General features: G+C 51.2%; 11 protein-coding genes. All 11 read right to left on the reverse strand.

The annotated features are described in order from the left end of the window. Positions 1-599 precede the first annotated feature (599 nt). A complete protein-coding gene (gene tnpA, locus IEX97_RS11930; protein ID WP_229776873.1) occupies positions 600-890 on the reverse strand; it encodes an IS66 family insertion sequence element accessory protein TnpA in 291 nt (96 codons plus the stop codon). A gap of 189 nt (positions 891-1,079) precedes the next feature. Further along, a complete protein-coding gene (locus IEX97_RS11935) occupies positions 1,080-2,024 on the reverse strand; it encodes a nucleoside hydrolase (RefSeq protein WP_188883289.1) in 945 nt (314 codons plus the stop codon). A 42-nt stretch (positions 2,025-2,066) separates the two neighbouring features. Then, positions 2,067-3,050 carry an ABC transporter substrate-binding protein gene (locus tag IEX97_RS11940; protein ID WP_188883290.1) on the reverse strand — a complete coding sequence of 328 codons (984 nt, stop codon included), beginning with the start codon at positions 3,048-3,050 and terminating at the stop codon, positions 2,067-2,069. Positions 3,051-3,073: 23 nt separating this feature from the next. Then, entirely contained in the window at positions 3,074-3,811 is a 738-nt protein-coding gene (locus IEX97_RS11945) for an ABC transporter permease (protein WP_188883291.1), read from the reverse strand. A gap of 233 nt (positions 3,812-4,044) precedes the next feature. Then, positions 4,045-4,992 carry an isopenicillin N synthase family dioxygenase gene (locus IEX97_RS11950; RefSeq protein WP_188883293.1) on the reverse strand — a complete coding sequence of 316 codons (948 nt, stop codon included), beginning with the start codon at positions 4,990-4,992 and terminating at the stop codon, positions 4,045-4,047. A gap of 185 nt (positions 4,993-5,177) precedes the next feature. Further along, positions 5,178-5,873, reverse strand: coding sequence for an NAD(P)H:quinone oxidoreductase type IV (gene wrbA, locus IEX97_RS11955; protein WP_188883295.1), 696 nt, complete (start codon positions 5,871-5,873; stop codon positions 5,178-5,180). Between the two features lie 50 nt (positions 5,874-5,923). Beyond that, complete coding sequence (locus IEX97_RS11960) at positions 5,924-7,249, reverse strand: 5'-deoxyadenosine deaminase (RefSeq protein WP_268238345.1); 1,326 nt, start codon at positions 7,247-7,249, stop codon at positions 5,924-5,926. Positions 7,250-7,318: 69 nt separating this feature from the next. Next, on the reverse strand, positions 7,319-9,082 hold the full coding sequence (gene ade, locus IEX97_RS11965) for an adenine deaminase (protein ID WP_229776874.1): 1,764 nt from the start codon (positions 9,080-9,082) through the stop codon (positions 7,319-7,321). A gap of 14 nt (positions 9,083-9,096) precedes the next feature. Beyond that, on the reverse strand, positions 9,097-9,981 hold the full coding sequence (locus IEX97_RS11970) for an ABC transporter permease (RefSeq protein ID WP_188883299.1): 885 nt from the start codon (positions 9,979-9,981) through the stop codon (positions 9,097-9,099). Further along, positions 9,982-11,142 carry an ABC transporter permease gene (locus tag IEX97_RS11975; RefSeq protein WP_229776875.1) on the reverse strand — a complete coding sequence of 387 codons (1,161 nt, stop codon included), beginning with the start codon at positions 11,140-11,142 and terminating at the stop codon, positions 9,982-9,984. Continuing rightward, positions 11,139-12,566, reverse strand: a complete 1,428-nt coding sequence (locus tag IEX97_RS11980; RefSeq protein ID WP_188883301.1) for an ABC transporter ATP-binding protein — start codon at positions 12,564-12,566, stop codon at positions 11,139-11,141. The genes IEX97_RS11975 and IEX97_RS11980 overlap by 4 nt, the downstream gene beginning before the upstream one ends. Between the last annotated feature and the right edge of the window lie 71 nt (positions 12,567-12,637).

Raw genomic sequence — 12,637 nt, forward strand, 5'->3', positions numbered from 1 at the left:
GCGGGGCAAAGTCAACGACGTCACAAACTAGACACAAACGGTGAAATTACACCACTTGACGGGACACTACCGTCTTTCCCGGGGCGACAGACGGCAAATCAACGGTGCTCACGTTAAGAACAGCTGGGATCTACGATGCCAAGATTTATCTGTAGACTTCAGTTGTAAACTTCAGTGGCAGCGGGGCAGCTCGGATGAGTTGCCCCGCTTATCCACTATGGCCACCGAATCCGTCAGTTCCCGGACAACAAACGCCGTCAACTTATGGCCATTATACGTTGGCTGTAACAACATCCAGCCCACAGCAACGTTCATGCACGACTTCCATCCCACGGGCACCTCCATTGAGCGGGCATTCGCAACCGCTTGGCGACCGAAGATTTGAATTCTACTGTGCGTGCATCCCATAGAGGAGCGACAAACCGTGGTTCTCGAGGTCGCCGGCTCCGTCTCACAATCGGGCTTTATGCACCACCGTCAAACGAGCTCTGGCGGCTGCTGACGCGATCGTATCGCAATATCTCCTCATTTTCATACTCCCGTGGCGTCGAAGTCCGACATGGATGTCTCACAGCCCGCTCACAGCCCGCTCCCCATGCTCAGCATAGCGATGCCAGGGCGCGTACCACATCGCGCAGGAGTTCAGCGTCGTAACCCGGCGTAACCTCGATAATGGCCAGGCCTACACGGACGGAAAGTGGCTTGTCCGCCACGTCAACGGGGTCTTCAATGCGTGGAGTCACAAATCGTGGTGGATGGTCGTTGCGGTCGGTTTCCGACTTGAACTTGCCGACCCAATACCACAGTTGGTGTTCCTTGACCTGATGCGCGGCACACCAGGCTGCGCCGGTTCTTGTCTCAACCAGCTCGAAACGTGATACACTAATCATGCTTCGTGAGGGGACACCTCTTCGGCGCTGTGGACGAGCACCGGCAATTGGGAGCTGCCCTTTTCCTTTCCTAGAGTTACGGTCATTGTAGCCGTCAATTTTCGGACACGCAATCGCCTCAATTCACGGACGTCTCGAGGCAGCAATAACACCCCAGGACACACCTTCCAAGCCAATGCCATCCACCTTTTAGACATTGATATGACTTGTCAATACCCCTGTAATGTACTGATAGAACTTATCCGCCCGCACTGCCTTCGCCACCTGCACCATTTTCCCGTACGTACTCTCAGCAATTCGTCCTTCACTAGGCCCGTCCGTGTGGACAATGCATTGAACCGGGGTTAATTCAACCAATGAGGGACGCCCAACGTACGCGACGGTGAGAACGTCCCAGAAATAATAAACCGTATCGGGTCCGAATTCGCAGAATGGTGCACATATCGCGTAGCATTGGCCAACAAACTCCATTTCTCTTGAGCACGATCGTAACTGAGCCCAGGAGCGAAGGATGGAACGAGTCACGGGTACATTCCGGGTTGCTTCGAGAGGAAACATCACAATTGGTATGTCGCTTTGCCAAACGCGTGATACGGCATCTGGGTCCCAGAACGCATTCCATTCTGCCGTGCCATCAAAACCTGGTTCATGAACGTTACCATCACCGTCTAGGCATCCCCCCATCCACACCAACTCTTCGATGCATTCCGCCAGATCGGGATCGATCGTCAACGCCGCGGCCAGATCAGTAAGAGGCCCAGTAAACACAACCGTCACTTTACCATCAGACTGACGCAGCATGTGAGCTAGATGCTCATGAGCGGGAACAGACGCGATGGGAGTGTGAACTTCAGCGCGCTCGTTCAATATCGGCAAAGCATCCACATAGAAAGCATGTTGCCTCCATGACTTAGGAAATGGATTTTTGCCCCTCGCACACGACGCAGCAACCTCACACCCAGTTGCACCAAATATGTGCAAAATTTTTCTTGTCGCGTCGACCGCGGGCTGCAAATAGCAGTCCGCGGGTGTGACCCCAACACCGATTAGCTCTATATCTTGCATTTTCAAAAGCAATAGCAGTCCAACCAGATCATCTACGCCGCCGTCGTGGTTCAAATACACCTTCTTCACTACTACACTCCCCCATCTGGTATACGTCGTATAAGTACCGAGTCATTCAATAAACCGAGTTGTAAATGCATCATTAACGTTAAACGGGTGTTTGATTGCTCCAACCCCCATCATTTGCCTGTATAATATAGCCCATCGCGATTTTGACATATAACCAATACCATGAGTTTTGGCGTCCCCACCAAAGGCCAGGGGCTTCTCAGTCATCAACTCGTACATAGCACCCCCCATATCCATGTTAGGGTTCAGTTTTTGCATATACTGATTCGTCTTAACGGGTGATGCCAAATATTTGGACCAAGCCTGCAATGAGACGTGAACAAATTTTTTAACTACGTCTGGATGGGACCTCAGGAAAGACTCGGTTGTATAAATCACGTCTGGATAGGGGTTAAAACCTGCATCAGCAACAAGTTTGTACCCTACATCATACCCCTTTTTCTTCGCATAGTACGGTTCATTTGTTGCAAAGCAGACTTGAACAGCAGTCGGATCATTCAAAAACACCGCACTCAAAGGAGCAGTCTCATTCAACACATGAGCGTGTATATTATATTTCTTTTCAATATATAACCAGTAAGCTTGAGCAGGCGAGACGATAACCGTTCGTCCGTTCAAGTCTGAGAAGGACTTCAATGGATGGCTGCTGTGATACATCAATGCCAGTGGACTTGTCTGAAAGATGGCTGCAACCGCGACCAAGGGGATTCCATTTCCCCGGGCTTCCAGCAAATTGTCAGCCGTATCGATACCAAATTGGGCCCGTCCAGAAGCTACCATGGTTACCGTCGAAACTGTCGGGCCTCCTTGACGGATACGAACTTCAAGACCAGCCTTCTTAAACATGCCTGTTCTCAGAGCTTCGTACTCGCCACCGAACTCCGGATTGGCATACCAGCTCGTTACCAACGTGACATTCGCAAGAACGGAGGTTGCGTCTTTTGGATAAGCTACATACCCAATTGCATTAAGCGCAAGAGTCAAACTCATTGCAAGTCCAAAATGCCAAGACACACTCTTTCTCATGGTTGATCCCCTTTCTAGATGTTTTAGGTATCCACGTGGGTTACCGCATGCCAATCTCGGAGCAGTACATTAGTCAATCCTGTGACGCCATAAAAGATGAACAACCCCATCAAACACGACACAACGGCGGCTACGAATAAATAATCCATCTGTAATTGACTGGCCGCTGTCGCGATCAGATATCCTAGCCCCCCCTCTCCCCCCGCAACGCCCGCCTGATATTGACCAATAATTGTCCCTATGACAGCTGCCCCACTGGCGATTTTCGCGCCAGTAGCGATATAGGGAAAGGCATATGGCAGCTTCAATTTCACAAGGGATGTCCATCTACTGACCCCGTACAACCGCATCAGATCTAACAAATTAGGATCGGTGGATACAAGCCCAGTAGTACTATTTGCAATAACAGGAAACACAGAGCAAATAAAAGAGATGACAGCAATTGAAACTTCGCCCGTTCCAAACCAAACAATAATCATGGGCGCTATACACACGATGGGAACTGTCTGAATGAACACGGCATACGGATAGAGGATTGCCTCTATCAACCTGGATTGAGCCATCACCATTGCTACACTAATTCCAATGATGATGCTGAGAATATATCCGCTAAAAAATTCAAGGAACGTGAACCACGCTGCCTGAAGGATGTCATGCCCATTAGACACTGCACTTGTTACGATGTCCCAAGGACTAGGCACTACGTACCGTGGGATACGAAATAAAAGGCTGGCCAATTGCCAACAGATAACAAATCCCACAAAGGTGACTACCGGGAGCGTCCACAAATTGTTTGGAGACCTAGTCTTGAGCGTAACTCGCCCTGCATTAGAATTGCGAACACCCACAACTCCACTCATCTCGCATCGCCTACCCCTGTCATGTGCCACAATGTTCGATCCTTTGGCAGCACAATTTAATTAACAAAATAAATAAATAATTATTTATAACAGATCAATAAATTCATCCTCTAGGGTACGGTAACCATATCTTTTTATTTTGTAGATTTCAACAATCCAATATGTGACAATTCGTGTTCCAGAAATCTTCTCACAGTGATCGGAGGATACTTTACTGTGCCATCTCTCATAAACAATGGAACAGTTCGCAAGATAACATCATGGCGAGGCTGCACGAAGAAAGGCAGTGCATATCGTGAGCTTGTGTTCGAATGATGATTCAGCACCCTATGCACAGTCGCTGGAATGAAGTCGTTGGTGAGTCTGGCCATCATTAAACCCGTGTTAACCACAATTTGTCCCGGGGCAGTATGAATAGGTATCCAATGCCCATCACGAGTCAAAATTTCCAAGCCGGTATCTGTTGCCTCGACGAGCAAGGTCATCAAACTGATGTCCGCGTGTTCAGCAGCGCGGACAATACCTAGCGTATCTTGTGGCACGGGAGGATAATGTATAGCTCGTAGGATCGTGCTCCCATCTCGTATCATGTCATGAAAGAAGTCAAGGCGCAGGTCGAAATGTAGAGCGAATGCCTCCAGAAGCAAAAAGGCAACCCGTTCGAGCGAGTGAAAGAGTGTCAAACAACAAGAACGCAGTTCAGGGACTTCTTGAGGCCAAACGTTACGAGGATACTCCAATTCCATGGGATGACCAGTCTCAAATTCATGTCCGATCTGCCAAAATTCCTTCAAATCAGCCATAGATCTTCCTTTCGCATGTTCTTTGCCAAACCCCGTATATCCACGTTGCCCTCCAACCACTCCTCCATACTTCTCTTTCACACTCGTATTCAGACTAAAGACCTTTTTCCATGCAGAATAATTTCGTAATATCAACTCTCGTTCTATCCCATGGCCCTCCAAGATGACAAAACCTGTCTGCTGGAGCCCGCTCACCAAATCACCAGCAAACTCTATTCTTTCTTTTGTCTGACCAAAAACATATTTCTCAAGATCCAGTACACGAATCAATCCATCCATGACGCTCACATCCTCACATCCTATCGGACTCAAATGCACTGCTTCGAATTTCAATTACTATCGTATTACAGGCTACATTTATGTAACAATATATATCATCAACGAATTGCTTGTTTATAAATTGTGCTCCATGTGATAAACCTTATTACGCAATATGTCTCACCATCCGCACATAGTGTAATGATTCAATACATAAAGTTTGTCTGCAACGCCTCAGCTACCAATGCCACTCTCCTGCCCAAACGTGCAGCCATCAACAATTCACGCGGGTCAGGTATTCTTGAGCTATCCGGCCCCGCCAAAGTGGACGGGCCATAAGGCGTCCCACCTAAGGCTTCGTCTGTAAGATATTCTGGATTCTCCGTGTACGGGCTCCCTACGAATATCATCCCAAAGTGCAGCAGCGGCACGATGGATGTTAAAATGGTCGTTTCATGGCCAGCATGAATCGATCCGGCACTCGTCAACACGCCAGCAGGTTTCCCTTCCAGCCACCCTTCACGACATGCTTCACCGGCCATATCGAGAAACAACTTCACTTGTGATGGCATCATCCCATAATAACCAGGAAAACCCCATATGACACCATCCGCCCAACGCAAGTCATCCAATGAAGCGATAGGAACCGAGTTTTGGAGAGCTACATTGCGTTCATATTTCTCCAATCGTTCTCCTGTCTTAAACGGGTCGACTGTACAGTGCGTCCCAGCGTTTTGTTTGCTGGAGAGCAATTGCGGAGGAATTTCATATTCCTTAAAATCCGGAATCCTACTCAACTTTACTGTCGTAGTCCCAATTTGTCTTGCACCTTCCACTGCAGCTTTGGCCATTTCATAAATGTGACCAAAAAGACTGTAATAAACAACTAAGATATTTGCCAAATTTATCTTCCCCTTTCTTCTACTCCATTCAGCGGGATAGAATATACGCACTAGCCAATAACCCTCTCCAACACGCGGCGCAAGCTGCGGTTCGCTTCCCTCAGAACCGTTTCCTTATCTATGGTTTTCAACTCCCTATCCTCCATGACGATCCGGCCGTCGATGATGGTGGTCACGACGTCGGACCTCGTAGCGGAATAGACCACGCGTGAAATCGGATCGACACCCACGGAAGGATATGTGTGGAAATCGTTGAGATCCAATATGCATATGTCAGCTTTCTTCCCCACTTCTATGCTGCCGATTTCATGGGCGAGACCCGCCACCTCGGCGCCGCCTATCGTCGCCATGCGCAGCACCGAGGCGGCATTCATCGCCGTGGGACCGTGATCCACTTTGTGGATGAGCGCAGCCAGCCGCATCTCATGAAATATATCCAAGTTGTTGTTGCACGGTGCCCCGTCGGCACCTAGCCCCACGTGACACGCGGTCGACATCATTTGCGGCACGGGGGCGATCCCTGACGCAAGCTTGAGATTGGAGCCGGGGCAGTGTGCCACCTTCACCCCTTTGTCGCGGACGATCCTCATTTCCTCTTCGTCCAACCACACACAGTGGGCCAAAATCAGCCGAGGATTGGTCAAACCGATGCGATCGAGATAAACGACGTTCCGCATGCCGCGGGACTGTTCGACCAACGTGATTTCCTTACGATTCTCGGACGCATGCGTGTGCACGTGTACGTTGTACTTCTCGGAAAGGTCACGCACTTGGACGAGCAGGTCTTCCGTGCAAGAGAGGACAAAGCGAGGACAAAAGGCGTACCGGATTCGCCCGTTGGCCGCTAGATTCCACTTTTCCAATAAATCCACGCTCTCACGAATGGATTCCTCTGTTGTCTCCTTGAGTCCAGGGGGGACGTCCTCGCCGTCGTCCATCATGACCTTCCCGGACAAAGCGCGGATACCAGATTCGGCCATCGCCTGGAAGGCAGAATCGGTATGATGAACAGTCTCCATGTCGATGATCGTGGTGGTCCCACTCTGAATCAGTTCTCCGATCCCAAGCAGGGCTGAGTAATAGATGGACTCGGCGTCATGACACGCTTCCAATGGCCAGATCTTGGTTTTCAACCAATCCAAGAGTTCCAGATCGTCCGCTTGACCGCGAAACAGCGTCTGGCACAAGTGGATATGCGTCTGAACGAATCCTGGGATGACCGTTTTTCCCCGTGCTGGGATCACTTTGTCTACATGGCCTTGTTCCACCGTGCCAACGGCCACGATACGGTCGTTCTCCACCAGAATGTCGCCGTAGATCACGTCGTTGCGCTCATTCATTGTGACGATCTCGGCATCCTTGATGAGAATTCGCAAGTCCATCACCCCAGGACGTTTCCAAGTACCGTCTTCCGGATCCGCACGAGCGTTCGGCTTATGACTCGACTATCTATTCACCAAAACCGAAATGATGCGGTGAGCCTTCACATCAATCAGTCCCTGATCTGTCATCCCGAGTTCAGGAACAGTGGGTAAGGAAATGAAGGAAAGGGTCATGAAAGGTGCGGGTAGCATACACCCCATCTGTGCGGCCACTCTGTTAAGATCCTCTAGCGATTTGATGACCTCTCTGGCTGGCTTATCACTCATCAGCCCTGCTACAGGAAGGGGCAATACCCCACGTACCTTCCCATCGCTCACAGCGACCAGCGCTCCTTGGTACTGCTCGATAACCCTTGCAGCCAGCGCCATGTCGGCATCATTCACACCAACCACGACGATATTGTGGTGATCGTGAGCGACACTACTGCCAAGAGCGCCCGTTTTCAGGCCAAAACCATGTACAAAACCAACACCAACTCCCCCACTTTTCCCATACCGTTCAATGACTGCTAATTTAAGGATGTCTCTGTTGACATCGTTCTGCACCTCACCATTGACAACACTGAGTTTTTCGACGGTTCCAACGTTCGTGATTTGGTCCGGTCGAACATTAATGACACGTACGAGCTGTGTTGTGCCTGAAGCCGATACCCGCAGTGATTCCGACGAGAACTGCGGGTTCAACCGCACAGTACGACGCAAGTACTCGGGATACTGGACCAAGGATACCGGAATTGTCAATCTCCCTTCTTTCGCCACCAATCGACCACGAACATAAACTTCATATGGTTGTATACTGCACAGGTCTTCCAGTATGACAATATCCGCCCTTCTGCCCGGAGTGAGCGAGCCCACCTCATGATCGATTCGAAAATGTCGTGCAGTATTTAATGTGGCCATTTTGATCGCTTTGATGGGAGGAATGCCTAATTCAATTGCACGTCTCACCATGTAATTGATATGGCCTTCTCGCATAATGTCATTAGCATGCTTGTCGTCCGTACAAAATGCGAACTGCTCCGTGTTCAATGAACTTGATACGATGCTAGCGATCAAGGTATCGAGGTTCCGTTCAGTGCTTCCTTCTCGAATCAACACAGACATACCCAGACGCACGCGCATCACGGCCTCTTCAAAAGTCACACATTCGTGATCATCGGCAAGGCCAGCACATGCGTACACGTTCATCTGTGTCCAGTCTAGACCAATCGCATGCCCGTTTGCGATTTTTCCGACCGCTTGCGCAAACATAACCTTCTCCAAATACTCTCTTTGTATTTGAAGAACCTTCGATGGATCCAACTCTCCGCAACTTACCGCATAATCCTCAGTGAGTAATTCACGCACTTCAGTCACACCGAGAGTTGCTCCGGTTGTCTCCAAACCAGGGGCCGTCGGTACACGAGATGGTACTTGGAGCCATAAGTTGTACGGCACCTTGCCTATACTTTGTTCCAGCAATGCTCTTAGCCCTCGAACGCCTGCTACATTAGCGATTTCCATCCCGTCGGCCAAGAGTGTCGTAGTACCGTGAGGAACAATAACTTCACTCAAAGCTTGCGGCGTCAGCAGGGTGGGTTCAATGTGAACATGACCATCGATGAAACCCGGAACGACGTATCGCCCTTGGCAATCGACAGTCGTGATAGACTCTAAACAATGGTTCTGGTGAAATGCTACAATTCGGCCAGCCTTGACATAAACTGCACCTGGGAGGATTTCTTCCGAGTGAACGTTTACCCATTTTACATTTATGAGTGCCAAATCAGCAGGTTCCAAACCCCGTGCAGTTCGCAGTTGCGTTTCTAACTCCTGTACCGTTCGCACTGCACTCCCTCCTTTCATTGCCGCTCCTCCCGAATATAGGGCGTCCCGAGGGCCAACGGTTGTCCGGTCGGCTTGCCCCGGCTCATCCACCGGACCACGATAAGCACAAGGATGGTGAGCACATACGGCATCATGTTTAAAAACTCGGACGCAACATGGCTTCCGGCGAGCTGGAGACGAAAATTGAGGGCGTTGAGCCCACCGAACAGATAGGCGCCAAACACTGCCCGCAGCGGCTGCCAGCGCGCAAAGACCACAAGCGCGATGGCGATCCATCCCACCCCCGCCGTCATACCTTGTACCCATTGGGGTGAGTAGACAAGCGACAAGTAGGCACCGCCCAGCGCCATGAGCACACATCCCAAAATGACGTAGCCATACCGCAACGCAGACACGGGTAAGCCCATTGCGTCCGCGGCAGCAGGACTATCCCCCAGTGCCCTGAGCCCCATCCCCCAACGCGTGCGGTAAAACCAAATGACAAGGATCAATGCCATTGCCCAGCTCAACCAGACCATGAGATTCACATGAAAAACGGAAGGCACGGACACAGACAGGGGAACCCCGACGACACTGTTGCCGACATATGCGCTCAACCCGTTTCCAAAAAGTGAAACACCGAGCCCGCTCAGGATTTGGTTGGCACGCAACGTGACGGTGAGAAACCCGTGGAGCATGCCAAACAAAATGCCCGACAACAAGGCAGCCGCCAACGCGAGCCACACGTTGCCTGTTTGCACGTCTGTTAGGTACGCGGATGCCGCGCCCATCAGCATGATGCCTTCCGCTCCCAAGTTGATGACGCCACTTCGTTCGGATACGATGCCGCCGAGGGCGCCGTAGACCAACGTCGTCCCAGCGGAGACGACAAGACCCACATCAGACCACAGGGCGTTCATTCACGACACACCTCCGCGCTGCGACGAAACACGCCAAGACCAACGCCCGTATTGCTGAACGTATTCACCTGCAACAGCGAAAAACAATATGGCCCCTTGCAGCATGAGGGAGATGGAAGACGGTAAGCCCAGGGTTTGCACGCTGTAGCCCCCGACCAACAGACCGCCAAAAAAGACGGATGACACGAGCAACCCTATCGGATGGAGCCTCGCCAACCACGCCACGATGATGGCAGTGTACCCGTAACCTGGCGAAAGGCCGTGCTGAAGTTGATGCGTCACTCCAGAGACTTCACACATTCCGGCCAATCCTGCGAGCCCGCCGCTGATGAACATCACCCACACCATCTGCCGAACGACCGGGATCCCTGCATACCTCGCAGCAGTGGGATTCGATCCAAGTACGCGCAGTTCGTATCCCCAGCGTGTCTTCGCGAAAGTCCATGCATACAACACCACTCCCACGAGGGCTATCACCGCGCCAATATGCACTTGGGTACCGAAAAGAGTTGGAAGCTGTTCCGATGGCGTGAACATCGCTGTTCCAGGAAAATTAAAACCTTTTGGATCTTTCCACGGACCATAAACCAAATAGTCCATGTAAAGGCCGGCGACATAATTCAACATCAGGGTGGTGATCAATTCGTTCACTTGGAGATATGCCTTTAAGACGGCAGCGATACATGCCCATCCCGCGCCAGCCAGAACGCTGACCACCATCATGCTCGGGATCATGACGACAGAAGGCAGGTGCGGGAAATAGATGGTCATGCCAGTCGCTGCAATGGCCCCCATCGTGAACTGTCCTTCTGCACCGATGTTCCAAACAGAGATCCGGTACGCCCATGCTACGCCCAATCCACATAACAGCAAAGGAATGGCTTCCAGAAACGTTTGGTTGATCGCAAAGACCGAGCCGAATGATTGCTGTACCATCAGTCCATAAACACGAAACGGATTTGCCCCCCATAACCACATCAGACCTCCACACAACACGAATGCCGCTGCAATCGACAGAAACGGGATGGCCCATTTCACGGTTAGATTTCGATCCGAAGAAATGAAAGTACGGACATAACCCGGGAATCGCCTTGTCGGTGATTCATTCCGAACTTGCACTGACCCGTCCGATCCCGGCACTGGCATGAGTTCCTCATTCATCCAGTCGCTTCCCCTTCCGCTGGCGCTCCAACCATCAGGCGACCCACTTGTTCACGATTGACCTCATGCCCTGAAAACTCGCCTTGTATCGATCCGCCAAACATGACGAGAACGCGATCGGATAATCGCAACACTTCGTCCAGGTCTTCGGAAATGAGCAAGATCCCGCATCCCTGTTGACGAAGCAACAAAAGCATCTGATAGACCTCTTCCGTGGCTGCAACATCAAGACCTTGCGTGGGATGCACGGCAACCATAAATTTCGGATTTTGCTCCAACTCTCTTGCGAGGAGCAGCTTCTGCTGGTTCCCCCCGGACAATTGGCGCACCGGCGTGTCCAGAGCGGGTGTTTTCACATTGTACTTTCGAATCAAACCGCTCGCCCAAGCTCGGTTCTCACGTGTTCGAAGCACGCCCCACCGGCTATGTGCAGGTGAACGATAGTTTTTCAACAACAGGTTATCCACCAGACCCAGAGTCCCGACCAATCCTGTCTGCAACCTGTTCTCCGGAACGTGGCACACCCCTAACGCGATGAAGTCCCGGGCCAAGGCTCGTTGCATGCGCCTGCCCATCATCCGGATGTTCCCTGCTGTCCAAGAACGCATACCGGTGAGAACCTCAGCTAATTCCTTCTGCCCATTTCCAGCCACCCCCGCCAAACCCACAATTTCTCCCGCCATCACACGGAGGTTTACGCCTCGCAGCGCTGGCACACCATTGTCGTCATGCGCCCACAGATCATGAACCTCCACGATGCACTCATTTGCAAGTGCACTTGTTTTGGCGATATGGGCGACCACTTCCCTTCCGACCATCAAATTCACGAGTTCGCGCTCATTCGCCTTACGGGCAGGAAGGGTCTTGACCATGCGCCCCTTCCGCATCACGGAAATATCATCTGCAACCGCCATGACCTCCCGGAGTTTATGAGTTGTCAAGATCACCGTCTTACCACCGTTAGCCATACGACGCAGCGTTTCCAACAACACGTCCACTTCACCGGGAGACAATACAGAAGTGGGTTCGTCCAGGATGATGATGTCCGCGCCGCGGTATAGCGTTTTTATGATCTCGACACGTTGTTGTTCGCCTACCGACAATTGCCACATCGGTTTTTCCGGTGGCAAATCCAACCCGTACCGATTCGCAAACGCCTGAATCTCCTCCCTCTTTGTACGCCGCAAGGATCTGCTGTGCCAAAACGGTGAACTCGGATGTCCCAAGAGGACGTTTTCGATGGGTGTGAACGTCGGAACAAGACGAAAGGATTGATGAACCATACCGATGCTCCGCCGCAGCGCGTCCAAGGGCGATTTGAAGCGAACCGGTTCACCATGCACGAAGATTTCCCCTGCATCCGGCCGATACAGACCGCACAACATACTCATCAATGTGCTCTTCCCTGCGCCGTTTTCTCCCAAGGTAGTGTCCCGTCAAGTGGTGTAATTTCACCGTTTGTGTCTAGTTTGTGACGTCGTTGACTTTGCCCCGC

The sequence above is a fragment of the Paenalicyclobacillus cellulosilyticus genome (assembly GCF_014647315.1).
Taxonomy (GTDB): Bacteria; Bacillota; Bacilli; order Alicyclobacillales; family Alicyclobacillaceae; genus Alicyclobacillus_J; species Alicyclobacillus_J cellulosilyticus.

Bases quoted from the DNA above. Each gene is read 5' to 3' on its own strand.
- IEX97_RS11970 (WP_188883299.1), bottom strand. From the start codon at position 9,981: ATGAACGCCCTGTGGTCTGATGTGGGTCTTGTCGTCTCCGCTGGGACG.
- IEX97_RS11940 (WP_188883290.1), bottom strand. From the start codon at position 3,050: ATGAGAAAGAGTGTGTCTTGGCATTTTGGACTTGCAATGAGTTTGACT.
- tnpA (WP_229776873.1), bottom strand. From the start codon at position 890: ATGATTAGTGTATCACGTTTCGAGCTGGTTGAGACAAGAACCGGCGCA.
- IEX97_RS11975 (WP_229776875.1), bottom strand. From the start codon at position 11,142: ATGAATGAGGAACTCATGCCAGTGCCGGGATCGGACGGGTCAGTGCAA.
- IEX97_RS11950 (WP_188883293.1), bottom strand. From the start codon at position 4,992: ATGGATGGATTGATTCGTGTACTGGATCTTGAGAAATATGTTTTTGGT.